This window comes from Citrobacter sp. JGM124, from assembly GCF_018257795.1.
Classification (GTDB): Bacteria; Pseudomonadota; Gammaproteobacteria; order Enterobacterales; family Enterobacteriaceae; genus JGM124.
In genome coordinates this window covers 257,361-282,828 of record NZ_JAERJD010000007.1, presented here as the reverse complement: position 1 = coordinate 282,828, position 25,468 = coordinate 257,361, and the positions used below count along the sequence as shown (strand labels likewise).

General features: G+C 47.3%; 22 protein-coding genes. 11 read left to right on the top strand and 11 right to left on the bottom strand.

Annotation, left to right across the window (positions count from 1 at the left end; translation table 11 throughout):
• Positions 1-45: 45 nt before the first annotated feature.
• The 5 genes from JK154_RS12005 to JK154_RS11985 all read right to left on the bottom strand — a co-directional run bounded on the left by JK154_RS12005 (position 46) and on the right by JK154_RS11985 (position 6,828).
• Positions 46-2,106 (bottom strand): beta-galactosidase, encoded by a 2,061-nt coding sequence (locus JK154_RS12005; RefSeq protein ID WP_211992769.1) that lies wholly within the window; start codon positions 2,104-2,106, stop codon positions 46-48.
• Positions 2,107-2,156: 50 nt separating this feature from the next.
• Positions 2,157-3,359 (bottom strand): arabinogalactan endo-beta-1,4-galactanase, encoded by a 1,203-nt coding sequence (locus JK154_RS12000; RefSeq protein ID WP_211992768.1) that lies wholly within the window; start codon positions 3,357-3,359, stop codon positions 2,157-2,159.
• Between the two features lie 4 nt (positions 3,360-3,363).
• Positions 3,364-4,215, bottom strand: coding sequence for a sugar ABC transporter permease (locus JK154_RS11995; RefSeq protein WP_211992767.1), 852 nt, complete (start codon positions 4,213-4,215; stop codon positions 3,364-3,366).
• Positions 4,216-4,225: 10 nt separating this feature from the next.
• Entirely contained in the window at positions 4,226-5,488 is a 1,263-nt protein-coding gene (locus JK154_RS11990) for a sugar ABC transporter permease (RefSeq protein WP_349291108.1), read from the bottom strand.
• Between the two features lie 104 nt (positions 5,489-5,592).
• Positions 5,593-6,828 carry an extracellular solute-binding protein gene (locus JK154_RS11985; RefSeq protein ID WP_211992765.1) on the bottom strand — a complete coding sequence of 412 codons (1,236 nt, stop codon included), beginning with the start codon at positions 6,826-6,828 and terminating at the stop codon, positions 5,593-5,595.
• Positions 6,829-7,188: 360 nt separating this feature from the next.
• Between JK154_RS11985 and ugpC the strand changes: the two genes are divergently transcribed.
• Positions 7,189-8,298: a sn-glycerol-3-phosphate ABC transporter ATP-binding protein UgpC gene (gene ugpC / locus JK154_RS11980; RefSeq protein ID WP_211992764.1), complete on the top strand. Its 1,110-nt coding sequence runs from the start codon at positions 7,189-7,191 to the stop codon at positions 8,296-8,298.
• Positions 8,299-8,464: 166 nt separating this feature from the next.
• On the opposite strand, the gene galM is transcribed toward ugpC, so the two are convergent.
• From galM to srmB, 5 genes are all read right to left on the bottom strand, one after another.
• Positions 8,465-9,505, bottom strand: a complete 1,041-nt coding sequence (gene galM / locus JK154_RS11975; RefSeq protein WP_211992763.1) for a galactose-1-epimerase — start codon at positions 9,503-9,505, stop codon at positions 8,465-8,467.
• Complete coding sequence (gene galK, locus JK154_RS11970) at positions 9,499-10,647, bottom strand: galactokinase (RefSeq protein WP_211992762.1); 1,149 nt, start codon at positions 10,645-10,647, stop codon at positions 9,499-9,501. The genes galM and galK overlap by 7 nt, the downstream gene beginning before the upstream one ends.
• Positions 10,648-10,649: 2 nt before the next feature.
• Positions 10,650-11,696: a galactose-1-phosphate uridylyltransferase gene (gene galT / locus JK154_RS11965; RefSeq protein ID WP_211992761.1), complete on the bottom strand. Its 1,047-nt coding sequence runs from the start codon at positions 11,694-11,696 to the stop codon at positions 10,650-10,652.
• A 10-nt stretch (positions 11,697-11,706) separates the two neighbouring features.
• Complete coding sequence (gene galE, locus JK154_RS11960; protein WP_211992760.1) at positions 11,707-12,723, bottom strand: UDP-glucose 4-epimerase GalE; 1,017 nt, start codon at positions 12,721-12,723, stop codon at positions 11,707-11,709.
• Between the two features lie 298 nt (positions 12,724-13,021).
• On the bottom strand, positions 13,022-14,347 hold the full coding sequence (gene srmB, locus JK154_RS11955; protein ID WP_211992759.1) for an ATP-dependent RNA helicase SrmB: 1,326 nt from the start codon (positions 14,345-14,347) through the stop codon (positions 13,022-13,024).
• A gap of 124 nt (positions 14,348-14,471) precedes the next feature.
• On the opposite strand from srmB, the gene JK154_RS11950 reads away from it, so the two are divergent.
• Complete coding sequence (locus JK154_RS11950) at positions 14,472-15,203, top strand: tRNA1(Val) (adenine(37)-N6)-methyltransferase (RefSeq protein ID WP_349291107.1); 732 nt, start codon at positions 14,472-14,474, stop codon at positions 15,201-15,203.
• Here the strand turns inward: JK154_RS11950 and nadB are convergent.
• Positions 15,130-16,818: an L-aspartate oxidase gene (gene nadB / locus JK154_RS11945; protein WP_211992757.1), complete on the bottom strand. Its 1,689-nt coding sequence runs from the start codon at positions 16,816-16,818 to the stop codon at positions 15,130-15,132. The two genes, JK154_RS11950 and nadB, sit on opposite strands and share 74 nt — an antisense overlap.
• 434 nt (positions 16,819-17,252) lie before the next feature.
• On the opposite strand from nadB, the gene rpoE reads away from it, so the two are divergent.
• From rpoE to recO, 9 genes are all read left to right on the top strand, one after another.
• On the top strand, positions 17,253-17,828 hold the full coding sequence (gene rpoE, locus JK154_RS11940; RefSeq protein ID WP_211992756.1) for an RNA polymerase sigma factor RpoE: 576 nt from the start codon (positions 17,253-17,255) through the stop codon (positions 17,826-17,828).
• A 29-nt stretch (positions 17,829-17,857) separates the two neighbouring features.
• Positions 17,858-18,511 (top strand): anti-sigma-E factor RseA, encoded by a 654-nt coding sequence (gene rseA, locus JK154_RS11935; protein WP_211992755.1) that lies wholly within the window; start codon positions 17,858-17,860, stop codon positions 18,509-18,511.
• Positions 18,511-19,473, top strand: coding sequence for a sigma-E factor regulatory protein RseB (gene rseB, locus JK154_RS11930; protein WP_211992754.1), 963 nt, complete (start codon positions 18,511-18,513; stop codon positions 19,471-19,473). The genes rseA and rseB overlap by 1 nt, the downstream gene beginning before the upstream one ends.
• A complete protein-coding gene (rseC, locus tag JK154_RS11925; protein ID WP_211992753.1) occupies positions 19,470-19,952 on the top strand; it encodes a SoxR-reducing system protein RseC in 483 nt (160 codons plus the stop codon). The genes rseB and rseC overlap by 4 nt, the downstream gene beginning before the upstream one ends.
• A 192-nt stretch (positions 19,953-20,144) precedes the next feature.
• On the top strand, positions 20,145-21,944 hold the full coding sequence (lepA, locus tag JK154_RS11920; protein WP_211992752.1) for a translation elongation factor 4: 1,800 nt from the start codon (positions 20,145-20,147) through the stop codon (positions 21,942-21,944).
• 14 nt (positions 21,945-21,958) lie between these two features.
• The gene (gene lepB, locus JK154_RS11915; protein WP_211992751.1) at positions 21,959-22,933 is read left to right on the top strand and encodes a signal peptidase I; all 975 of its coding nucleotides are present in this window, start codon (positions 21,959-21,961) and stop codon (positions 22,931-22,933) included.
• Positions 22,934-23,104: 171 nt separating this feature from the next.
• Positions 23,105-23,785, top strand: coding sequence for a ribonuclease III (gene rnc / locus JK154_RS11910; protein ID WP_211992750.1), 681 nt, complete (start codon positions 23,105-23,107; stop codon positions 23,783-23,785).
• On the top strand, positions 23,782-24,687 hold the full coding sequence (gene era, locus JK154_RS11905) for a GTPase Era (RefSeq protein WP_211992749.1): 906 nt from the start codon (positions 23,782-23,784) through the stop codon (positions 24,685-24,687). Before rnc ends, era begins: the two co-directional genes overlap by 4 nt.
• Positions 24,688-24,697: 10 nt before the next feature.
• Positions 24,698-25,405, top strand: a complete 708-nt coding sequence (gene recO, locus JK154_RS11900) for a DNA repair protein RecO (protein WP_211992748.1) — start codon at positions 24,698-24,700, stop codon at positions 25,403-25,405.
• Positions 25,406-25,468: the final 63 nt, after the last annotated feature.

Here is a 25,468-nt window from a genome sequence, read left to right as displayed (position 1 = left end):
AATGCCCACTCAATGGAATGGGCAGTGAAAAAATAGCTAATACGGTTAGGCAATACGGCGGGTTAAGACCTGGCTTCCCCATGGCGAAAGGGTGATATCGCCATTAATTTCTTGTTGGGTGACCATATCGACAAAGGTGGCCGGTAATGTCAGGGTCTGCGTTTTATCGCTGTAGTTTTCCACCACAATAAACTCACTTTCGCCATCCGTACGGCGATGCGCGGTCACACCATAGGGGAAGGTGCTTTCCAGAGCCCGCGGCAGTTTGAGCTCCCGGATTAGGCTACCAAAGAAATCGCGCTGAAATGCAATGTCATTACGTGAGGCGATATACCATGCTTTTCCTGCTCCCACTTGATTGACGGTGACTGCCGGGCGATTAGCATAGAAATCTTCACGGTACTGTGCGACGGCTGTTGCAGTTTCCAAATGAATCAGTTCGCACAATTGACGCACATGATAAGGGCCTTCCAGACCAACCTGATTATCCGCTAAACCTTGCACGGCATTGCTATCATCATCACCCAAGGAATCTATTTCCTCGGCCCAGATCCCCAGTAACTGGCGTAATGGTCCGGGGAAACCGCCGAGATAGCAGAGATCCGATTCATTGACAATACCACTCCAGTAAGTGGTAACAAACTGACCACCTTGCTCGACAAAGCGTGTCACTTTGTCGGCAAAGCCATCACGTACCATGTACAACATGGGGGCGATCACCAGTGCATAGCTTGAAATATCGCAGTCGGCGTTGATCACATCAACGGCGATACCTTGTTCCCAGAATGGACGATAGTGCTCCGCCAGCGTTTTTTCAAACTCAAGACCCAGATTACGCGGTCCTTGAGCATCATCCATTGCCCAGCGGCTTTCCTGATCAAATATCAGCGCCACTCTGGCGTCTACACGGCTACCTGTCACTGGTGCCATGGCTTCCAGGATACGTCCAAGTTCACAAACTTCACGCCCCACTCGGGTATCAATGTGGCCAACATGGTCAACAATGGCACCGTGGAATTTCTCGACAGAACCTCTGCTTTTTCGCCACTGGAAGTACTGAACGGAATCCGCCCCGTGTGCCACTGCTTGTAGTGAAGAAAGCACATGCATACCGGGCTTTTTCAGCTTACTAAGCGGTTGCCAGTTTGTCGCGCTTGGCGTTGATTCCATCAGAACAAAGGGTTTACCCTGCTTAAGGGATCGCATCATGTCATGATAGAGGGCGGTATAGCAGGCAAGCGCCGTTTCATCTTTCTCCCGGTGCCACATTGGGTAGCTGTCCCAGGAGATAAAATCGATAGCGTCAGCCAGCTTCCAGTAGTCGTAATCGTAGAAGTACTCCATAAAGTTTGTGGTGGTTGGAATTGCCGGATTCACCGCTTTCAATGGTTTTGCTTCTTCACGACAAAACTCAGTAACCTGTGCGGTGTTAAAACGTTTCCAGTCAAGGTTAAGACCATGAATGGAGACTTCGCCCTGTGGAGATGGTGACTCAATTTGTGACCAGTCAGTGTAGGTATGGCTCCAGAAAGTGCTCCACCAGGCTTCGTTCAACGCATCCAGTGTCTGATAGCGATCTTGTATCCACAGTCTGAATTTTTGCTGGCAAAGATCACAATGGCATTCACCACCATACTCATTAGAAATATGCCAGCCAATTACTGCTGGATGGTGGGCATAGCGTTCCGCAAGTTTTTGGTTGATCAATTGTACTTTCTGGCGATAAACAGGGGAGGTCATACAGTGATTATGACGACCACCATGTAAGGCAGGTACTCTGTCACGCCCAACCCGCAGTACTTGCGGATACTTTTGCGACATCCACGCCGGGCGAGCACCACTCGGTGTTGCCAGAAAAATATGGATACCGGCGTTATAAAGTTTATCAATTATTTCATCGAGCCAGGCAAAGTCAAATAAACCTTCTTGCGGCTCAAGTTTTGCCCAGCTAAATATTCCTACAGACATAATATTGCATTTTGCTTCTTTCATCATGGCAATATCTTTATCAATAATGCCAGGATAATTTTCCCATTGTTCCGGGTTGTAGTCAGCACCATGTAATAGTGCAGGAACCTTTTTACTTAAAGGTGGGAATTTAAACATAATATATCCTTAAAATAATTCTTTATACTGAACCAGCAGAAGAACTGTATTTAATTAAAAACTTTAATAGAGGGAAGGACTTTACCTTTACAGTCAAATAACGCCTGGTTTTCGCGGGCATTACCTGTTTTCCAGTGGTCTTTTATATATTCCATACCCACTGGGGTAGCCCAGGTATTTCCCGGTGCGACAATCCAGGTTGGTTCCCAATAAAAGATACCTTTACCCCGGCCATTTGGAACATCCAGTATTGCCTGAATAAGATCATGAATGTAGTTTGCCTGCCCCTGGACGGTACCCGGATAACCTCCATCTTTTGCTTCTTTTTCAGAAAAGCTATTTTCTGCGTTATCACAATTTTCCAGGCTATAACCATAGGCAGCTTCAACGACAATAACATCTTTGTTATAACGCTTACTGATATCATCCATATTAGCTTTAAGGGCGCTGATAGGACCATTCCAGTAGGTGTACATTGACAGGCCAATAATATCGAATGGCACATTACGTTTGGTTATTTCATCAAACCACCAATGGAAGGTATCATTTTTGGTCCCTTCAGCGAGGTGTAGCATTATTTTGACATCCGACGGTGAACTGAGGTTTTCACGCAGGCCACTAATAGCTGCATTGAGCAGGCCAGCTAAACGATCAAATTCCCCACCACCTTGTCCCCAGCTTTTTCCTTCTGGCCACAGCATACCACCGTTAATTTCATTACCGATCTGTACCATATCGGGTAATACGCCCTCTTTTTTGAAAGTGGCGATAGTGTCACGAGTATAGTCATGAATAGCGACTTTCAGCTGATCGTAATTCATATTTTGCCATGCCTTTGGCTTGAACTGCTTACCAGGATCAGTCCAGAAATCACTGTAGTGAAAGTCCAGCAGCAGTTTCATTCCCTGGGCTTTCACTCGTTTAGCCAGTGCGAGGGTTGTTTGAAGGTCATTACTACCACCACCGTAGCTATTACCGTTAGCATCTTTAGGATCGACCCATAAACGAAGACGAATATAGTTAATACCGTTATGCTTCAAAATAGCGATGGCATCTTGCTGGACACCTTGTTCGTTATAGAACTTGGCCCCCTGGTGTTCCACTTCAGCCAGTGTGGATATGTCCGCACCTTTAATAAAATCAGCGGGCATATTTTTAAAGGGCGGGGTAACCACCGTGTTTGTTGCAGAAGCGGTGCTCATCGCGCCGAGCGATAAACAGATTGTCAGTAAAGTCGGTGCAAACTTTTTCATCGTCTTATCCCTTAGTGCTGCCTGATGTCAGCCCAGACACAAAGTATTTTTGCAATGCCAGGTAGAGAATCGCTACAGGGACCGCAATTAATACCGCGCCTGCGGCATATGTGGTGTAACTGGCACCCATCTTTTGTGCCACTAAGTTATAGAGGCCAATCGGGAGAGTGTATTTGTCCGGTGTCCGCAGGATGGTGCTTGATAAAATGAAATCACCCAGAGGACCGGTAAAGGAAAATAGCGCCACTACTGCGATAATCGGTTTTGACAGTGGCATGATTATCTCAATGAAAATACGGAAGTTACTGGCACCATCCATACGTGCTGATTCATCAAGATCTTTGGGAATCGCATCCAGATAACCTTTCATTAAATAGGTATTCATCGGGATCATGCCGGCGACATAGATCAACACCAGTGCAAGGTGGCTATTAACCAGGCCGAGCAATTGTGAAAGAACGAAAATAGCGATCAGTGCTGAAAACTGTGGGATCATCTGCAATAGCAGAAACAGCATGAGACCATTTTGACGTCCTTTAAACCGAAAGCGCGAGAAGGCATAGGCCGTAAAGCTGACGCTTATCAGTGTGAAAAACATAGTCAGAAAGCTAATTTTCATTGAGTTCCAGTACCAGGAAAGATAATCCACTTGTCCATTAAACAAGTCGGCATAGTGCTGGAATGACAAATTTTCAGGAATAATTGAGGTACTGAGCAGGCTATTACCTGCGTTGAGCGATGCTCCAACGGTCCAGATAAGAGGATAAATAATGATGACCGACACCAGGATGATAACCAGCCAGGTCAGAGAGAGTCGGATCCATTTTTCCTGTTTAATACTTTGTGACTTAGCCATGTTCTGCCCTCTATGCCATGTCATCATTTTTGAATGATTTAGTGGCACGGAATTGCCACAGAGCGATGCCAACCACAAAGATTGACAGCAAAATAGTGATCGTGGCTGCTATTGCGTATTGGGACGATGACATCGTCAGTTTATAAATCCACGACACAAGAATATCTGTCCCACCTGCATTTGATCCTGCGACTGCGGGACCACCGTTATTAAACAGATAAATAATATTGAAGTTATTAAAGTTGAAGGTGTATTGCGTGATGATAATCGGCGCAATGGAGTACATCACCAGGGGTAATGTGATAGTGCGCAGCTTGGTGAATGTGCTCGCGCCATCCATGGTAGCCGCCTCATATAAATCATCAGGAATCGCTTGCAGTACGCCCGTTGTCATGGCAAAAACAAAAGGGAAACCAAGCCAGGTCTGCATCATGATTAGCGCAGTTTTTGTCCAGAATGGGTCGGTCATCCACGCTTTGGGCTCAATGCCAAAGAAACCCAGAATGGCATTATTAATCACTCCGAAGGAATCGTTAAACATCCCGGCAAAGACCAGGATAGTGACGAATCCAGGAACTGCCCATGGAAGAATAAAAATTGTACGAATCAAAGGCTTAAAGCGCAGATCTTTCTGGTTTACCAGAATAGCTAGCAGGACACCCACGGAACATTGCAGCGTTGTCGCCAGCAAAGTCCACACCACAGTCCACTGGAGCACATCAAAGAAGGTTGAACGCCAGATACTCAGCGTGAAAATATTGACAAAGTTTTTAAACCCCACCCAGTCCACCAGTTTGGCTGGTGGTGTGTGGTAAAGGTTATAGTTGGTAAAAGCAATAGAGAAACCAAATAAAATGGGGAAGATGACAGCAAATACCAGCAGGATAAATCCGGGTGTTATCATCAGGTAAGGAAAACCTTCACTGAGAAGTAACTGATACTGTTTACGGACACTGTTCAGGGGAAGGCCTGCATCGCGTTTTTTACCGTTTATCCATGCGTCACGAAATGACAGAAAATAGAGACCAACACCAAAGCAAACAATAAGAACACTGATTATCCCTTCAGCGAGCAGGAAAATAGAGTTATCCCGTGGGACTTGTTCACCAAGCGTATACAGCCCCCACAACCCGTGTTTTAGAAAGTCGTAAAAAACACCAAGAAAACTTCCGATCAAGACCAGGAAGATAAGTCCTTTCACCCACTGACGATGATAGAACTGACCAAAGCCGGGTACTATTGCGCAGAGTGCCCCAGTCAAAGCATGGCGGATATGTTGTGGGGCGAGTGCGACGTTATCGCCTGGACTAATACTCACATACTGCTCCTTCTGTCATCATATTTGGCGACCTCAACGGGCCGCCGGTATAACAAGACTTATTGATTACTCGCTTGCATGGCTTCAATTTGCATATGAATTTGTTTGACGGCGTTATCAAGCGCTTCTTTTGGTGCTTGTTTACCAGTGACACTTAACTCGAGTGCGGAGTTAGCGGGGCCCCAAACTTCACCCATTTCTGGAATGCTGGGCATCGCGGAAGCACGGCTGGCTTGTATTGCAACAGCACTGGCCTTTTCGTCATTTTTAATTAATGGATCGTCGATCATTGCTGTCAGTGCCGGGATCTCTTTGGTCACTTGATAGCGGGTTTTGACGTACTGCGGTTGATTAATAAACTCAATGAATTGCTGCGCCAGCGGTTTATCTTTACTCCAGGTTGATACCACATAACCTTTAACCCCAAGGAAAGAACTCATTTCTTTACCATTCGGCAGTGTAGGTAGCGGGGCGACACCGTAGTTGATGCCTGCAGATTCATAGGGCTGGAATGCCCATGGGCCGTTGATTACCGCAGCGGCTTTTTTCTCGGTAAACAGCGAATCAATGGCATTAAGGCCATTATCCCCAAGGATACCTGACGGCAGGAGGCCCTCGGTGTAGAAGGTTTTCAGATAGGTAACCGCATCGACGGCGCCCGGGGTATTCAGGCCAATGTCTGCCGGATTCAGGCTTCCGTCAGCCTTTTTACCGAAGATATATCCTCCTATCGGGCCAATAACACCCCATGAGTAATAAATCTGGTCAAATTTTGCCAGTAAGCCGTACTTATTTTCTGCACGTTGTTTTTTTGAAAATTGAGCATAGTCATCCAGACTTGCGAGGGGCGCGGGCAGTATGTCTTTGTTGTAAATCATTACCAGGGTTTCTACCGCTTTCGGCAAACCATAAAGTACGTTATCCATGGTAAATGCCGCGACAGAAGGCGCGGTAAAACTCTCGACAGTGGCTTTGTTCACATCCAGTGGTGCCAGTAATCCTTGTATTACAGCACCACCAAGCTGGTCGTTGGGGATAACCAGGATGTCGGGACCAATTCCAGCAGGCCCATCCAGGCGTAGTTTTTCAATTTGCTGGGCATAAGGCATCTCCTGCACCTTAATTTTCACATCATGCTGTTTCTCAAAGTCGGCAATGGCTTGTTTGATGCCGTCAGATTTTTTGATGTCTTCCCAGACTGTGAGTTGCTTTTGTGCCGCTTGTGCAGAGAAGCTGGCACATTGAGCTATGGCTAATGCACTTAATACGATCGCGGTTATTTTTTTTGTTTTCATTCTGAACCTCTTGTGAAGGTATAACATTATTTTGTTTTTTATCTAACGGCAAATGAGGTCATTCAATGTCAGCAACCCTGTTTGCAGCGAGTGGGGTAAAGATACTGATAATGCGTTACGATGTTATACGCTACGCTTTGATGCCGTTTAACTCTAGATAAATGTGGCTATTGTGTGATCGTGGTTGCAGAAATGAAATCGTGGGATAGGGGCATAAATTAAGGGAAGTTATAGTTATTCCATGCGCTATCCGTACTCTGTATTTTTCCATACTGTTGTTATACGTAATACATTCTTCAGGTAAATGATGACAGCATAACGATTCATAGCATCTGACTGATAACTTTCGAGGATTACCTAATGTCCAGCATTAGACTCAGGAACGTGACTAAACGCTTCGGGAAAACCGAAACACTGCATGATATCAACCTTGATATTGAAGATGGGGAGTTTGCTGTCTTTGTCGGCCCATCTGGCTGTGGTAAATCAACGTTATTGCGTATGATTGCCGGGCTTGAAGATATCAGCGGTGGTGAGGTACTGATTGGCGATGAAGTGATTAATGACGTTGCTCCATCACACCGTGGTGTCGCGATGGTGTTCCAGTCTTATGCGCTTTATCCTCATATGACCGTGGCTGAAAATATGGGCTACGGTTTGAAAGTTAATAAAGTTCCAAAAGAACAAATTAACCATCAGGTCGAAATGGTGGCAAAAACGTTGCAGCTTTCACATCTTCTGGACAGAAAACCAAAACAGCTTTCCGGTGGGCAGCGTCAGCGGGTTGCCATTGGGCGTGCTATTGTTCGTAACCCACGTGTGTTTATGTTCGATGAACCGCTTTCTAACCTTGATGCGGAATTGCGTGTCGATATGCGGCTGCATATTGCAAAATTACATCAGGAGATGAAAACCACCATGGTGTATGTCACCCATGATCAAGTGGAAGCGATGACCCTGGCAGATAAAATCGTGGTGATGAATTACGGTAAAGTCGAGCAAATGGGTTCTCCCATGGAACTTTACTATAATCCAGTCAATAAATTTGTGGCTGGTTTTATTGGCTCACCAAAAATGAATTTTCTGTCGGCAGTGGTAAAAAACTGGCAACCGGATGAGATCACGCTGGAGGTTTCTGAGACGGAAAGCTTGACTCTGGGGATCAAAACAGAGCCATTACAACCAGGTGATACCGTTACACTTGGCCTGCGCCCGGAGCATTTAACCGTTGCTGATTCGGCGTCACCGGTGCTTGATTTCTATTGTGAAGTCGTGGAGCGTTTAGGAAATAATACCTATTTGTTCGGGCAGTGTTACGGGCATGACAGTTTTAAAATGTTGTTACCAGGGGATGTGCACTTCCGGCCTTATCAGAATGTTAAACTGCGTTTTGACCCAATGAACTGTATGGTTTTTAATGCCGATGGCTTGCGCATTAGTGCCTCTACTCCGGTGCCTGCCCATAATTGATCCCCCATTTCCCTGCTGGTGATGACTCGCCAGTAGGGGAAGACGGCTTGTTCTTGTGTATCACGTTAAAATAATAGCGGCACTTAACCAGTTCAATTCTGAGAAATATATTCAGAGAGGGAAGGGGCTGAAAAAGTTTGCCCTCCATTAATGGAGGGCAAACGCGTTACTGAGGCAGGAACTGGTATTCCGTAATACTCTCATAGTGTTCTCCCGGCTGTAGCCAGCAATCAGGCTGTGGCCATTCCGGGTGATTAGGGCTGTCCGGTAAAAATTGACTCTCCAGGGCTAGTCCATGGTAATCATGGTAAATGCCTTGTTCACGTGCGGGCGTTCCTTCAAGGTAATTACCACTGTAGAATTGGAGTGCCGGTGCAGTGGTATACATCACCATTTCCAATAGCCCATCATTCGACCAAAGCCTGGCGGCAGGTTGAGTCAGATCCCCCTTGGTTTGCAGCAGGAATGCATGATCGTAACCCTTTACGATTAGCTGGTCGCTCTCTTTGAGAAAATCACGGGCAATAGTTTTGGCGGAACGAAAATCAAAACTGGTCTCTGTGACTGATTTTAACCCAGCGGTAGGGATCCCCGTGCCGTCCACAGGCAAATACTCATCGGCATTGATCTGGAGCTGGTGCTGGCGAATATCTCCGGGTTTACTGTCGAGGTTAAAGTAAGCATGGTTAGTCAGGTTTACCGGGCATGGCTTGTCAACAGTGGCATGGTAGGCAATACGAATACGGTTGTCTTCTGTCAGGTGGTAATGGGCCGTAACCTGTAATCTCCCGGGAAAGCCTTGATCACCATCCACAGAATCTAGCGCATAGACAATATGTTGCTGATCTTGACTCAGGATACGCCAGCGTCGTTTGTCAAACCCTTCAGGACCACCATGGAGCTGATGGGGGGGATGACTCATTGCCAGATGAATGATTTCATTTTTGTACTGTAGCTGCCCGTTAGCAATACGATTAGCATAACGGCCCACGCTGGCACCCAGATAAACGTGCTGCTGTACCTGAGCTTCCAGTGAAGGTGAGCCGAGCAACGTCTCTCTGATGCTGCCATCTTTCATGGGTACCCGGCAAGAAAGCAGGGTCGCTCCCCAGTCCATGACGGATACTACCATCCCTGACTTATTCTGCAGTCTGGTGAGGCAAAATGGCTGGCCATCAGGTGCCAGCCCTGGAGTATTGTTTAGCATTCACCGGCTCCAGCAGAAGCATGACAGACATAAAATGTTTCTTTAATGCCTGTTTTTGCCTGATATTGTTCGGCAACAGCCTGCTTAATGGCAGGAACCAATTCTTGAGGAACCAGTGCCACAACACAGCCACCAAAACCGCCCCCAGTCATGCGCACACCACCCTGTTCACCAATAACGGCTTTAACAATATCAACCAGGGTATCAATTTGTGGCACAGTAATATCAAAGTCATCTCGCATGGAGGCATGTGACTCTGCCATCAGCTGCCCCATACGAACCAAATCCCCTTTTGCTAAGGCATCTGCCGCTTCCAGAGTGCGTATATTCTCAGTCAGTACGTGACGAACACGTTTTGCGACGATGGGATCTAGTGCATCGGCGGCAAGATTAAAATCGTCGAGGGCAACATCACGCAGTGCTTTTTTACCAAAAAATTTTGCCCCGGTTTCACATTGTTCCCGACGGGTGTTGTATTCGCTGCCGACCAGTGTGCGTTTAAAGTTGCTATTGATAATGACAACGGCTGAATGTTCTGGCACAGGAACCGCACGGGTGGTGAGATCTCGGCAATCGAGCAGTAGAGCATGACCTTGCTTCCCTAATGCTGAAATCAGTTGATCCATAATGCCGCAATTACAGCCGACAAACTGATTTTCGGCTTCCTGACCGTTGAGCGCGAGCTGTGCTCCATCGAGAGGAAGGTGATAGAGCTGCTGGAACGTTTTGCCTACGGCCACTTCGAGAGAGGCTGAAGAGCTCAGGCCTGCTCCTTGAGGAACATTACCACTGATAACTAAATCAGCGCCGCCAAAACTGTTATCACGCAGTTGCAGGTGTTTAACAACGCCCCGGACATAGTTGGACCATTGTTGCGTCTCGTGGGGGGTAATCGGCGCATTCAGAGAGAAGCTGTCTTCCTGATTATCATAATCAGCGGCAATAACACGAACGATGCCGTCGTCACGTTTGGCACAGCTAATCACGGTCTGGTAATCAATGGCGCAGGGGAGCACAAAACCGTCATTGTAGTCAGTATGTTCACCAATGAGGTTAACACGGCCGGGAGACTGAATGGTATGGCTGGCAGCATAACCAAATTTTTCTTTAAATAGCTGTTGCGTAATATTTTTCAGGCTCATGTTTATTCTCCGGATTGGCGAAAGTGTATATCACTGACACTCCGCAGGCGTTCTGCGGCCTGTTCGGCAGTGAGATCCCGTTGTGTTTCGGCCAACATTTCGTAGCCAACCATGAATTTACGCACGGTGGCACTACGTAACAGTGGCGGATAGAAATGGGCATGCAATTGCCAGTGTTGATTTTCTTCGCCGTTAAAGGGAGCTCCGTGCCAACCCATCGAGTAGGGGAAAGAACACTGGAAAAGGTTATCGTAACGGCTGGTCAGTTTTTTTAAGGCGAGAGCAAGATCCTCACGCTGTGCGTCAGTCAGATCGGTAATGCGTAATACATGCGCTTTTGGCAGCAGTAAGGTTTCAAATGGCCATGCTGCCCAGTAAGGCACCACGGCCAGCCAGTGATCTGTTTCCACAACGGTGCGGCTGCCGTCAGCCATTTCACGCTGGACATAATCGAGCAGCATGGGGGAATGGTGGCTAAGATAATATTCGCGTTGTTGCTTATCTTCGCGTGCCACTTCATTAGGGATAAAACTGTTTGCCCACACTTGTCCATGGGGATGCGGATTCGAGCAGCCCATTGCTGCTCCTTTATTCTCAAATACCTGCACCCATGGATAGGTCTGACCCAGTTCAGAGGTTTGCTCTTGCCAGGTTTTTACCACGCCTTCCAGTTCAGACACGGACAATTCAGGCAATGTCTTACTGTGATCCGGTGAGAAACAGATCACACGACTCGTGCCACGGGCGCTTTCGTAACGAAGTAAAGGATCATCAGTTTGCTTTGCTTCTGGTGTGTCTGTCATCAGAGCAGCAAAATCATTAGTGAACACGAAAGTACCGGTATAGTCTGGATTTTTATCCCCGGTCACTCGGGTATTTCCAGGGCAAAGAAAACAGTCCGGATCATGCGTCGGAAGTTGTGTCAATACGGGGGTTTCTTGTGCCCCCTGCCATGGACGTTTAGCGCGGTGGGGGGAAACCAGGATCCATTGCCCGCTCAGTGGGTTAAATCGGCGATGCGGATGATCAACGGGATTAAACTGTGTCATAAAGAGCTCCTTAGTCTGCATAGCCTTCGGGATGACGGGATTGCCAGCGCCACGTATCGTCTGCCATATCCTGCAATGAACGGCTGACACGCCAGTTCAATTCGCGTTCCGCTTTCGATGCATCAGCCCAGTAAGCAGGCAGATCCCCATCACGGCGTGGTGAGAAATGGAAATTGATCGTTTTACCGCAGGCCTTACTGAAGGCATTGACCACATCCAGCACGCTACTGCCAACACCTGCACCCAGATTATAAATATGTACTCCAGGTTTTCCTTGTAGGGCCTGCATGGCGGCAACGTGTCCATCAGCAAGGTCCACTACGTGAATATAATCACGCACTCCAGTACCGTCAGGTGTCGGATAATCATTGCCAAAAATAGCCAGGGAATCGCGCCGACCAACGGCAACCTGTGCAATGTAAGGCATCAGGTTATTGGGAATACCCTGAGGATCTTCCCCCATATCGCCGGAAGGGTGGGCACCTACCGGATTAAAATAGCGCAACAAGGAAATGTTCCATTCCGGCTGGGCTTTTTGTAGATCACTAAGGATTTGTTCAACCATGAGCTTACTGCGGCCGTAGGGGCTGGCAGGTGTTCCAGTGGCGAAACTTTCCATATAAGGGATCGTTGGCTGGTCGCCGTACACGGTAGCAGAAGAGCTAAAGATAAAGTGAGTGACCTTGGCAGCACGCATTGCCGTAATCAGGCGTAGTGTACCGGTGACATTATTATCATAGTATTCAAGCGGTTTATTAACCGACTCTCCCACTGCTTTCAGACCCGCGAAGTGGATGACCGCATCTATCTGATGTTCGTGAAAGATTTCAGCCAGCAGGGCTTCATTACGGATATCACCGTTAATGAACAAGGGCGATTTCCCCCCCAGATGTGCAATAACCGGTATGACACTGGGTTTGCTGTTGCACAGATTATCCAGGATAACGACATCGTGCCCATTTTGCAGCAATTGTACACAAGTATGACTCCCTATGTAACCGCTACCACCTGTAACAAGAACTCTCATTTTATCTCCGTGACCTTTTAAGTATAGGTTGTCTATAACATAGCAGATCTTTGCCAACAGAATAAATAGCAAAGCAGTGGTATCGGTTACACTATTTTTTGTCTCCGTCACAAAACGGTTAATTAACAGGGGAAGTGAAACGTCAGGCAGGCGTTGGAAGGGGGAAATGACACTGCAGAGGCGGGTAATCCTTTTTGAATACACAATAAAAAACGCCTGATAAAAATATCAGGCGTTTTTTATTGTATCAGGCGAGTGCAGATGCCTCAGGCTAGCCATCGTTACGGTACGACGACGATTATTCGGTGCCTTGTGTTTTACTCTCACTTGGCTTACGCCGCTTACCGACATTTTTCTTATCGCGATGGCGCACTTTAACCCGGGGCTTATCTTTATTTTGCTCTTTCTTTTTATCTTCGCGCTTTGCCAGTACTTTTTTGGATGGTTTCCCGTTCAATTTTTCACTTGGTGCTCGGGTCACCGGGCGCAGCGTGTCAATAATGCGTGATTTGAGTGGCTCATTCATATAACGCGAGATTTTACCTAGCAGTAAATGGTCATGAGCTTCAACTAATGAGATAGCTGTCCCTTTAAGCCCAGCACGTCCGGTACGACCAATACGATGTAAGTAGATATCGGCAGTACGGGGCAAGTCGAAGTTGAACACATGACTCACATCCGGGATATCAATACCACGAGCAGCGACATCGGTTGCAACCAGCACGTTAACGCGGCCATCCGTCAAGCGCAGAATTGCTTCATTACGCTTTGCCTGGACCATTTCGCCTTCCAGATAACAGGTTTTTATACCTGCATCATGTAACCATGATACCAGTTCATGCACGCGTTCACGTTTGCGGACAAACACAATTGAACGTGTCACATCGGGTTGTTGTAATAAATGAACCAGTAACGCGGTTTTATGCTGAACATCATCGGCACGGTAGTACCACTGGTGGATTTTTTTACGTTCACGGGTTGACGGTGTGGCGGAAACTTCCACCGGATCTTCCAGTAAGCGTTCGGCAAAATGATGAATTGCATCCCCTTCAAGGGTGGCAGAGAACAGCATGGTCTGTTTGCGCCAGCGAGTTTCTGCAGCGATCGTTTCAATATCCTGAGCAAAGCCCATGTCGAGCATGCGATCAGCTTCATCGAGAATCAGTGTTTCCACAGCCCGGCAATCAAAGTTTTCTTCTTTGATGTATTGCAGCAACCGCCCTGTAGTGGCGACCACGATATCCTGGTTCTCACTGAAAACTTCGGCGTGGTTCATGTAGGCTACGCCACCGGTGATCGTCGCAATATCTAAGTGAGTGTGCTTAGCCAGTTCACGGGCATGGTCAGCGACCTGCATTGCGAGTTCCCTGGTTGGCGTGACGATCAAAATTCGTGGCGGGCCAGATTTTTTGCGCGGAAAGTCGACCAGATGCTGTAACACTGGCAGCAGATATGCTGCTGTTTTACCGGTACCCGTTGGCGCGGAGCCCAGCACATCGCGCCCTTCAAGCGCAGGGGGAATAGCCGCAGCCTGAATGGCTGTCGGGCGAGTAAAGCCCTTATCCTGGAGTGCATCCAGAAGGCTTTCGTCAAGTTCGAGTTCGGAAAATGTACTAACAGTCATGGTCTACCTCTATGTGAGGCGCCGATTATAGACGTTATGGCGGCAATCTTCATCTGTTTGTGTCTTCCGGGCAGTAACCATTTCACTTATGCTGGTGGTTTCGGTTCTTATTGGGGAGGTATCGGTGCAAAAGGTAGCGTTACGTGGCGGGGGTTTTACGTTCAAACAATTTTTTGTCGCCCATGATCGTTGTGCCATGAAAGTGGGAACCGATGCCATATTGCTCGGTGCCTGGGCACCGGTATCCCGTGCTGATAGCATACTTGATATTGGCTGTGGCACTGGATTACTGGCGATGATGCTGGCACAGAGAACATCGGATACTATCCCGGTTGATGCCGTTGAGTTAGACACCGCAGCGATGCAACAAGCCAGAGAAAATGTCCTTGGCTCTCCTTGGGGGGCCCGTATTGTTGTTCATGAAGCGGATATTCTGCATTGGATTCCGCCAGAAGGGCGTCGCTATTCTTTGATCGTCAGTAATCCTCCCTACTATGAGAAAGGTGTTGCCTGTGCCTCCCAGGCTCGTGAACAAGCTCGTTATACGACCACCCTGAGTTATCCGGCCTTGTTGAGGTGTGCGCAGCAGAGGATCACCGCCAATGGGCTGTTTTGTGTGGTGTTACCCCTGCAGACTGCTGATACTTTTATTGCACAAGCCATTCAGCTGGGGTGGCATCTGCGTCAGCGTACCGATGTGGCAGAGACGGAGCTCCGCCCACCACATCGCACATTATTGGCCCTGTCTCTTCAGGAAGGCAGGCTGGTGGACACAAGATTAGTTATCCGTGGGCCTGACAAGCACTATTCAGCGGCATTTTGCCAGCTGACAGGGGATTTTTATTTATCGATGTAATGGGGGTCAGAATGCTGGGAGAACCGTGGTGAGAAGCCCCATTTGTCAATAGCGGAGGATAGTCCAGGGAGTAGTGCAGTCCCCGGCTCTCCTTACGCAGTATTGCACAGCGTACAATCAGTTCCGCGACCTGTGTCTGATCACGTAGCCCAAATAGTTGCGCGGTGGGGGGGAACGTCTGGCAATGTAGTGCGATTTCTTGTTGCAGAAGCTGAATCCGCCTCAAGGCGCTTTCAAGGCCCAAATCACTACGAATGATGCCGACATAGTTCCACATTAACGTGCGCAGTTCATCAATACTGTGCTGTAGCAGAACCTGATTATCATCGGTTCCGGCTTGTTGTGCGGGCAGACAAGCCGGAACATTGACGGGGGATATTATGGGTAAGTGTTTCAGAATATCCGTCGCTGCAGACCAGCCATACACCAGACATTCCAGTAACGAATTTGAAGCCAGGCGATTTGCCCCGTGTAAGCCGGTATAAGAGACCTCACCTATCGCATAGAGTCGTTCAATATCTGTACGGCCATGATCATCCACCACCACTCCCCCGCAGGTATAGTGTGCAGCGGGAACAATAGGTACTGCCTCTTTGGTTAAATCAATGCCAAGCTCCAGCAACCTCTGGTAGATATTGGGGAAATGCTCAAGAACAAAGGCAGGGGGTTTATGGCTGATATCCAGGTACATACACTCAGCATTGAGACGTTTCATTTCATTGTCTATTGCCCGTGCCACAATATCTCGAGGAGCCAGCTCTGCCCGTTCATCTATTTCAGGCATGAAACGTGAGCCATCAGGACGCTTGAGTAATGCCCCTTCACCCCGTAGCGCTTCAGTCAGTAAAAAGTTACGAGCCAGTGGGTGGTACAGTGCGGTTGGATGAAACTGATTAAATTCAAGATTAGCCATCCTACAGCCTGCACGCCAGGCCAGGGCTATACCCTCGCCGGCAGCAATATCAGGGGTCGTGGTATATTGATAAATACGTGAAGCTCCGCCAGTGGCCAGAATAACCGATTTGGCATAGTAGTTTTCAATATGGCCCGTCTTGTGATTAAGTGCTTGTGCCCCCTGGAGTTGCCCCTGAGTCGCTCCCGGCAGGGGAGGAGAAAGTATTAAATCTGTCGCCTGGTGATATTCAAGAATAGTGATATTGGGATGGGCTAATGCCTGGTCCGTAAGCGTAGTTTGTACCGTTTTTCCTGTTGCATCAGCGACGTGCAGTATACGACGGTGACTGTGTCCCCCTTCGCGTGTCAGGTGATAACTTTTTTTAGCTTCATCTTCTGGATGGGTATCAAACTTCACCCCTTGAGCAATAAGCCATTCAACGCACATTCTGGCATGTGTGGCGACAAAACTAACCGCATGGGGATCACAGAGACCAGCACCGGCAACCAGGGTATCCTGAATATGTGACTCAATAGTGTCAGTTTCGTCAAAAACTGCAGCAATCCCACCTTGGGCATAAAATGTTGCCGCTTCTTTTATTTGCCCTTTGCTCAAAACCAGTACCCGACAGTGAGGGGCCAGGTGCAAAGCTGCAGTAAGGCCGGCCGCACCACTACCGATAATAAGCACATCACAAATCAGATTGTTATTTACATTCATTATTGTTTACTGCGTTAAACAAGATTAAAAAAACAATATCACTTAATAACCAGAAATAAATATTTTTTTGATGATTTGTTTTATAAACTAAACTTATTGGTGTGTGGCTTCTGAACATCATTATGACTGGATAGTAAAAAACACGGGTACATAGCCCGAGGTGCCAGATTTAGTGATGAAAAATGCGTATTCATGCGATACTCTGGCGGTTGGTTTTCTTAATCTTGACTCAAAAACAAATCGATATTCACGTTTGGTATAGCGGAACCGATAATCAAAAAAATGAAATCTGCTGAATATATAAGAAAAAAAAGGTGTAATGGAACTTTACGCATAACGGCGACTCAAAGCCTGAGCTTGCTCAAAAATGCAGGGCCCGAGTGGTGTGTAGTTGTTGATGTGTGGATATATGATTTTGGGAGGCGTTACCTTCGATGAGCGAGCAGTTAACAGATCAGGTTCTCGTCGAACGGGTCCAGAAGGGCGATCAACAATCGTTTAACTTACTGGTGTTGCGTTATCAACACAAAGTTGCCAGTCTGGTTTCCCGATATGTACCTTCCGGGGATGTACCTGACGTTGTGCAGGAATCATTTATAAAAGCGTATCGTGCACTGGATTCGTTCCGTGGCGATAGCGCATTCTATACTTGGTTGTACCGTATTGCTGTCAATACGGCAAAGAATTACCTCGTCGCCCAGGGACGACGTCCTCCGTCAAGTGATGTGGACGCCAGCGATGCTGAAAATTATGAAAGTGGCAACGCACTGAAAGAAATTTCGAACCCTGAGAACTTAATGTTGTCAGAAGAACTAAGGCAGATAGTTTTCCGTACCATTGAGTCGCTCCCGGAAGATTTACGTATGGCAATTACGTTGCGGGAGCTGGATGGATTGAGCTATGAAGAAATAGCCGCCATTATGGATTGCCCAGTAGGAACGGTTCGTTCACGGATTTTCCGTGCTCGTGAAGCTATTGATAATAAAGTTCAACCGCTTATTAAGCGTTGAGATGTCGGATTACTGGAAGGGTATTAGACATGCAGAAAGAACAGCTTTCCGCTTTAATGGATGGTGAGTCTCTTGACAGTGAATTGTTAAGTGATTTGTCTAAAGACACGTCGCTGCAAGAAAGCTGGAAGAGTTATCATCTAATTCGCGACGTATTGCGTGGCGACAGCAGTGATGTTCTTCATTTCGATATATCTACCAATGTGATGGCAGCAATTGCTAATGAATCAGCAAAAAGTGCTGTGCCATTAATAACAGAGTCTCAGCCTAAACCAGAGCAGTGGCAGAAAATGCCGTTTTGGCGGCGTGTTCGCCCTTGGGCGAGTCATTTAACCCAGGCTGGCGTCGCTGCTTGTGTTTCTCTGGCTGTTATTGTCGGCGTGCAACAGTATCATGGTTCGCCTGAGGCTGAGTTACAGCCAGACTCTCCGGTATTTAATACCATGCCGATGATCGGCAAGGCTAGCCCTGTGAGCCTGGGGGTGCCTTCTGATACCTCCATGTCAGGGAGTGCAACACAGCAACAGGCACAAGAGCAGCGTCGTCGTATTAATGCGATGCTACAAGATTATGAGCTGCAACGTCGTTTACACGCCGGGCAATCACAGTTTGAACAAGTATCGCCTCAGCAAGCGGCAATCCAGGTGCCTGGAACGCAAACTTTAGGAACGCAATCGCAGTAATGAAGCAACTTTGGTGTGTCCTGTCTGTCGTGACAAGCAGCCTGTTGTTTACCGCAAGCGCCTCAGCGAAAGAAAATTCGTCTGAGGCGTTGTTGCAGGAGATGAACCAGGCTAGCCAGTCACTCAATTATGAGCTGTCTTTCATAAGCGTAAATAAACAGGGAATCGAATCCCAGCGCTATCGTCATATTCGACTGAATGACCAGACGCTTGCCCAATTATTACAAATGGATGGCCCACTGCGGGAGGTTGTTCAGCGTGGTGACGAAATTAGCTATTTTGAACCAGGGCTTGAACCTTTTACCTTAAACGGCGATTACATTGTCGACTCATTACCCTCCATTGTTTATAGCAATTTTAGCCAGTTAGCTGCCTATTATGACTTCATCCCAGTAGGGCGAACCCGTATTGCTAATCGTCTGTGTGACGTGTTACGTATCGTCGCCAGGGATGGAACGCGTTACAGTTATATTGTATGGCTCGATACGGAAACGAAGCTCCCACTGAGAGTCGATTTACTGGACAGAGACGGCGAAACCTTAGAGCAATTCAGGGTTATCTCTTTTTCTGTTGGTGAAAGTCTTGTGCACTTAATGAGTGAACTGGAAAAGGCTAACTTACCTCCTGTGTTTTCTGTACCAGAAAGCGAGACGTCGAGTATTGCCTGGCAGGTATCCTGGATACCTGAAGGTTTCAAAGAGATTTCCAGTAGTCGCCGGCCTTTGCCGGTAGTGGGCACGCCGATTGAGTCTCGCCTTTATAGCGACGGGTTATTTAGCTTCTCGGTGAATGTGAATGAGATAACGGGCTCAGTTAATCATAGTGATCAGTTGATCCGTACAGGACGTCGTACTATTGATACTCAACACCGTGATAAAGCAGAAATTACCGTCGTTGGGGAGCTGCCACCACAGACAGCTAAACGTATCGCAGACAGTGTAAAATTTGAGACAGCACCATGATTAAAGAGTGGGCAACAGTGGTATCCTGGCAAAATGGTGAGGCACTGCTGAAGTGTGATGTTAAAACGTCATGCAATGGTTGTGCTTCACGCTCCGGATGCGGTACCCGTGTATTGAATAAACTGGGGCCGCAAACAGAACATTTTTTGACGGTGACAAGTGATAAACCCTTAATGGCCGGCCAGAAAGTTGAGCTAGGCATCGCTGAAAAAAGCTTGTTAACCTCTGCGGTCATCGTTTACATGCTTCCGCTTGCCGGACTGTTTATTTTTGCCGGACTGTTTCAATGGCTTTTTGGAACGGATATAGCAGCAATGTCTGGCGCTTTACTTGGCGGCATAGGTGGTTTTCTTATGGCGCGTATTTTTTCACACCGTTTCAGTCAGCGTGATAACTGGCAGCCTGTTATTCTGAGTGTTGCTCTGGGGCCAGATGCTTTACGTGTTGAGACCTCCACACCCCCTTTAAATCACCCATAATTTCTTTTACATCGACCGGCGGGGAAAATTTCTGCTTATCATTCAGTAATGACTGAGGAATGAGCAGTTTCCCCGTTTTAAGGTTGTAGTGTAGAATGCGGCGTTTCAGGCACGAGATAGCCACCACATCATGCGCAGTACAGCGCGAGCGCCGAGCTTTCAGGCATTTGTAAGGCATAAAAAACGCTAACTATGAAGAACATAAGAAACTTTTCTATCATTGCCCATATCGACCATGGCAAATCGACGCTGTCCGACCGTATTATCCAGATTTGTGGCGGTCTTTCCGATCGCGAAATGGCCGCTCAGGTGCTGGACTCAATGGATCTGGAACGTGAGCGTGGTATTACTATTAAAGCGCAGAGCGTAACGCTGGATTACAAGGCAAAGAATGGGGAAACCTATCAGCTCAACTTTATTGATACCCCAGGGCACGTTGACTTCTCCTATGAAGTGTCTCGTTCTTTGGCGGCGTGTGAAGGTGCATTACTGGTAGTTGATGCCGGGCAGGGAGTTGAAGCACAAACCCTGGCAAACTGTTATACCGCCATGGAAATGGATCTGGAAGTCGTTCCGGTCCTTAATAAGATTGACTTGCCTGCTGCTGATCCTGAACGTGCAGCCGAAGAGATCGAAGATATTGTCGGTATTGATGCCGCGGATGCGGTGCGTTGCTCCGCAAAAACTGGCCTTGGCGTTCCGGATGTGCTGGAGCGTCTGGTACGGGATATTCCACCACCGGAAGGTGATCCTGATGGCCCTCTGCAGGCTCTGATTATTGACTCATGGTTTGATAACTATTTAGGCGTTGTGTCATTGATTCGTGTGAAAAATGGCACTTTGCGTAAAGGTGATAAAGTTAAAGTCATGAGTACGGGCCAGACGTATAACGCTGACCGATTAGGCATTTTTACACCGAAGCAAATTGATCGCCCGGAACTGAAGTGTGGTGAAGTGGGTTGGTTGGTGTGTGCTATTAAAGATATCCTTGGTGCACCTGTGGGGGATACCCTGACACTGGCACGGAATCCGGCAGATAAAGCATTACCGGGTTTTAAAAAGGTTAAACCGCAGGTTTATGCTGGTTTGTTCCCAATCAGTTCCGATGACTATGAAGGGTTCCGGGATGCTCTGGGCAAACTGAGCCTCAATGATGCATCCTTGTTCTATGAACCAGAAAGTTCTACTGCGCTGGGGTTTGGCTTCCGTTGTGGTTTCCTTGGCTTATTACACATGGAAATCATTCAGGAACGTCTGGAACGTGAATACAATCTGGATTTGATAACCACAGCGCCGACAGTTGTCTATGAAGTCCTGACTACCAGCAAAGAGACTGTCTATGTCGATAGCCCCTCCAAGTTGCCAGCACTGAACAATATTGACGAACTGCGTGAGCCTATTGCTGAATGTCATATGCTGCTGCCACAGGAGTTCCTGGGTAATGTTATTACGCTATGTATTGAAAAGCGTGGCGTACAGACGAATATGGTGTATCACGGTAACCAAGTCGCGCTGACCTATGAAATCCCTATGGCTGAAGTAGTACTCGACTTTTTTGACCGCCTGAAGTCAACGTCTCGTGGTTATGCTTCTCTGGATTACAATTTCAAACGTTTTCAGGCTTCAAACATGGTGCGTGTTGATGTATTGATTAACGGTGAACGTGTAGATGCCCTGGCGTTAATTACGCACAATGATAATGCGCCATATCGTGGTCGTGAGCTTGTAGAAAAGATGAAAGATCTGATCCCACGCCAGCAATTTGATATTGCTATTCAGGCGGCGATTGGTAACCACATCATTGCACGTTCGACAGTTAAGCAGTTACGTAAAAATGTACTGGCAAAATGTTATGGTGGTGATGTCAGCCGTAAGAAGAAACTGTTGCAGAAACAGAAAGACGGTAAGAAACGTATGAAGCAGGTCGGTAACGTTGAACTGCCTCAGGAAGCATTCCTTGCCATTCTTCATGTCGGTAAAGACGGCAAATAATCTAAGGAGTTTGCATGGCGAATATGTTTGCCCTGATCCTCGTGCTTGCCACGCTGGTCACGGGCATATTTTGGTGTATGGATAAGTTTATTTTTGCACCAAAGCGTCGACAACAGCAGGCAGCAGCTCAGTCTGCTACGGGTGGTACGCTGGATAAAAAGACGCTGAAAAAAGTGGGGCAAAAACAGGGAGTGATGGAAACACTGGCTTCTATTTTTCCCGTGTTGGCGATTGTTCTGATCATTCGCTCATTTATTTATGAGCCTTTCCAGATCCCTTCGGGTTCTATGATGCCGACGTTGCTCATTGGTGATTTTATTCTGGTGGAGAAATTTGCTTACGGAATAAAAGATCCTATCTATCAAAAAACTTTGATAGAGACAGGGCATCCTAAACGCGGTGATATTGCTGTATTTAAATATCCGCGTGACACACGTCTTGATTATATTAAACGCATCATTGGCTTGCCAGGTGACCGCGTAAGTTATGATCCACAGTCTAAAGAGTTGACTATCTATCCGAACTGTCGCTCTGGTCAGGCATGTGAATCCACGTTGCCGATCAGTTACTCAAACATTGAACCCAGCGAGTTCGTGCAAACCTTTACACACCGTGACGGTTCAGAAGCGACATCTGGGTTCTTCAGTGAGCCTTTGGATAAAACACTGGAAAATGGCGAGCGTCTTAACGTACGTAACGAAACGCTGGGTGATGTGACACATCGTATCCTGTTATTACCGATCGCGCAGGATCAGGTGGGGATGTACTACCATCAACCCGGTTTACCGCCAGCAACCTGGATTGTGCCACCGGGTAATTATTTTGTGATGGGTGATAACCGGGATAATAGCGCTGATAGCCGCTACTGGGGATTTGTCCCTGAGCAGAATCTGGTGGGTAAAGCGACAGCGATTTGGATGAGTTTTGAGAAACAAGAAGGTGAATGGCCAACGGGTGTTCGCTTAAATCGTATCGGTGGCATTCATTAAGCAATTTTATCCCACAAACTAACGACATCCTCGGTCGTTGTGTATAGAATAACCCCGCTTTAAAGGATGGCTCCCATTAGGGAGCCACAGCACACGAAACAGCGTTGTGTATTTTTCAGGTCTGTTTCCTGTGCTGAAAATAGTCGATGTATTAATTAATTTTGGTATCGCATGAATCCCATCGTCATAAATAGATTACAACGCAAGTTGGGCTATACTTTTCAACATCAGGAACTGTTGCAACAAGCGTTAACTCATCGTAGTGCCAGCAGTAAACATAATGAACGTCTGGAGTTTTTAGGGGATTCAATCCTCAGTTATGTGATTGCTAATGCACTTTATACTCGCTTCCCCCGTGTTGATGAAGGGGATATGAGCCGTATGCGTGCCACACTGGTTCGTGGTAACACTCTTGCAGAAATTGCCCGGGAATTTGATCTCGGTGAGTGTTTACGTCTGGGGCCGGGAGAATTAAAAAGTGGTGGTTTCCGTCGAGAGTCTATTCTCGCTGATACCGTTGAGGCATTAATTGGTGGTGTTTTCCTTGATAGCGATATTCAAAATGTTGAACGTCTGATCTTATGCTGGTATCAGACACGCCTGGATGAAATTAGCCCGGGTGATAAACAAAAAGATCCTAAAACGCGCTTGCAGGAATATTTGCAAGGGCGTCATTTGCCTTTACCTTCTTACCTGGTCGTACAGGTTCGTGGTGAAGCTCATGATCAGGAGTTTACTATCCACTGTCAGATTAGTGGCCTGTCTGAACCGGTTGTCGGAGTTGGCTCTAGCCGCCGTAAAGCGGAACAGGCTGCAGCTGAACAGGCGCTTAAAAAGCTGGAGCTGGAATGAGTGAAGAACAAACCTATTGCGGATTTGCGGCCATTGTCGGGCGACCAAATGTTGGTAAATCCACGTTATTAAACCAGCTGCTTGGGCAGAAAGTCTCCATTACGTCACGTAAGGCACAAACCACACGTCACCGTATTATGGGGATCCACACAGAAGGGCCATACCAGGCTATTTATGTTGATACCCCGGGTTTGCATATGGAAGAAAAGCGAGCCATTAACCGTTTGATGAACCGTGCTGCCAGCAGCTCAATCGGTGACGTTGAGCTGGTTATTTTTGTTGTGGAAGGCACTCGCTGGACAGCTGATGATGAGATGGTTCTCAATAAACTGCGTGATTGCCGTGCTCCGGTGATTCTGGCGGTGAATAAAGTGGACAATGTGCAAGATAAAACTGCACTGCTGCCTCATTTACAGTTCCTTGGCAGCCAGATGAATTTCCTTGATATTGTTCCTATTTCTGCAGAAACAGGGATGAATGTGGATACCATCGCCAGTATTGTGCGCAAACACTTACCTGAAGCGATTCATCATTTCCCGGAAGAGTACATCACCGATCGCTCCCAGCGCTTTATGGCTTCAGAGATTATCCGTGAAAAACTGATGCGTTTTCTCGGCGCTGAATTACCTTATTCCGTCACTGTCGAAATTGAGCAGTTTGTGACGAATGAACGCGGTGGTTATGACATCAACGGCCTGATTCTCGTGGAACGAGAGGGGCAAAAGAAGATGGTCATCGGTAATAAAGGTACCAAGATTAAAACGATTGGTATTGAAGCCCGAAAAGACATGGAAGAGATGTTTGAAGCGAAAGTCCACCTTGAGCTGTGGGTGAAAGTGAAATCAGGCTGGGCTGACGACGAACGTGCTTTGCGTAGTCTCGGTTATACCGACGACTTATAAAGGCCAGGCAATGGAAGGCTGGCAAAGGGCATTTGTTCTGCATACTCGCCCCTGGAGCGAGACCAGTCTGCTACTTGACGTTTTTACACAAGAGTCCGGGCGAGTGCGTTTGATAGCAAAAGGTGCTCGTGCCCGTCGCTCTAATCTGAAAGGGGCTTTACAGCCCTTTGTTCCGTTACTGATACGTTTCGGTGGTAGGGGAGAAGTAAAAACCTTACGCGGTGCAGAAGCGGTTTCCCTTGCTTTGCCACTCAATGGTATCTCACTCTATAGCGGCCTGTATGTTAACGAGCTACTGGCCCGGGTACTTGAGCAGGAAACCTGCTTTTCTGATCTATTCTTTGACTACCTCCATTGTATCCAGGAACTTGCGGCCGCAGAAGGGACTCCGGAGCCTGCATTACGGCGCTTTGAGCTCGCGTTATTGTCACATCTTGGTTACGGTGTTGATTTCCTGCATTGCGCCGGGAGTGGTGAAGTTGTCAGTGATGACATGACCTATCTCTACCGTGAAGAAAAAGGTTTTATTGCCAGTATGGTAAATAATAACCGCAGCTTTACCGGGCATCAGCTTAAGGCTTTAGCAGAAAGAACTTTTGCCGAAGCTGATACATTACGCGCAGCAAAACGTTTTACCCGCATGGCTTTGAAACCTTATCTGCAAGGCAAACCGCTAAAAAGCCGTGAGTTGTTTCGCCAGTGGAGTATTAAAAAATAATTCAGCTGGCCACAAAATAGCTGCCAGCCTGCGGACAAGCATAGCTATTATGGTGTAGCCAGA

What these genes read in the sequence shown, in the direction of transcription:
- era (WP_211992749.1), top strand. Translation starts at nt 23,782, where the DNA reads ATGAGTGAAGAACAAACCTATTGCGGATTTGCGGCCATTGTCGGGCGA.
- lepB (WP_211992751.1), top strand. Translation starts at nt 21,959, where the DNA reads ATGGCGAATATGTTTGCCCTGATCCTCGTGCTTGCCACGCTGGTCACG.
- galM (WP_211992763.1), bottom strand. Translation starts at nt 9,505, where the DNA reads ATGCTAAACAATACTCCAGGGCTGGCACCTGATGGCCAGCCATTTTGC.
- galK (WP_211992762.1), bottom strand. Translation starts at nt 10,647, where the DNA reads ATGAGCCTGAAAAATATTACGCAACAGCTATTTAAAGAAAAATTTGGT.
- nadB (WP_211992757.1), bottom strand. Translation starts at nt 16,818, where the DNA reads ATGAATGTAAATAACAATCTGATTTGTGATGTGCTTATTATCGGTAGT.
- lepA (WP_211992752.1), top strand. Translation starts at nt 20,145, where the DNA reads ATGAAGAACATAAGAAACTTTTCTATCATTGCCCATATCGACCATGGC.
- rseC (WP_211992753.1), top strand. Translation starts at nt 19,470, where the DNA reads ATGATTAAAGAGTGGGCAACAGTGGTATCCTGGCAAAATGGTGAGGCA.
- JK154_RS11985 (WP_211992765.1), bottom strand. Translation starts at nt 6,828, where the DNA reads ATGAAAACAAAAAAAATAACCGCGATCGTATTAAGTGCATTAGCCATA.
- rnc (WP_211992750.1), top strand. Translation starts at nt 23,105, where the DNA reads ATGAATCCCATCGTCATAAATAGATTACAACGCAAGTTGGGCTATACT.
- galE (WP_211992760.1), bottom strand. Translation starts at nt 12,723, where the DNA reads ATGAGAGTTCTTGTTACAGGTGGTAGCGGTTACATAGGGAGTCATACT.
- recO (WP_211992748.1), top strand. Translation starts at nt 24,698, where the DNA reads ATGGAAGGCTGGCAAAGGGCATTTGTTCTGCATACTCGCCCCTGGAGC.
- rseA (WP_211992755.1), top strand. Translation starts at nt 17,858, where the DNA reads ATGCAGAAAGAACAGCTTTCCGCTTTAATGGATGGTGAGTCTCTTGAC.
- ugpC (WP_211992764.1), top strand. Translation starts at nt 7,189, where the DNA reads ATGTCCAGCATTAGACTCAGGAACGTGACTAAACGCTTCGGGAAAACC.
- rseB (WP_211992754.1), top strand. Translation starts at nt 18,511, where the DNA reads ATGAAGCAACTTTGGTGTGTCCTGTCTGTCGTGACAAGCAGCCTGTTG.
- JK154_RS12000 (WP_211992768.1), bottom strand. Translation starts at nt 3,359, where the DNA reads ATGAAAAAGTTTGCACCGACTTTACTGACAATCTGTTTATCGCTCGGC.
- srmB (WP_211992759.1), bottom strand. Translation starts at nt 14,347, where the DNA reads ATGACTGTTAGTACATTTTCCGAACTCGAACTTGACGAAAGCCTTCTG.
- rpoE (WP_211992756.1), top strand. Translation starts at nt 17,253, where the DNA reads ATGAGCGAGCAGTTAACAGATCAGGTTCTCGTCGAACGGGTCCAGAAG.
- JK154_RS12005 (WP_211992769.1), bottom strand. Translation starts at nt 2,106, where the DNA reads ATGTTTAAATTCCCACCTTTAAGTAAAAAGGTTCCTGCACTATTACAT.
- JK154_RS11995 (WP_211992767.1), bottom strand. Translation starts at nt 4,215, where the DNA reads ATGGCTAAGTCACAAAGTATTAAACAGGAAAAATGGATCCGACTCTCT.
- galT (WP_211992761.1), bottom strand. Translation starts at nt 11,696, where the DNA reads ATGACACAGTTTAATCCCGTTGATCATCCGCATCGCCGATTTAACCCA.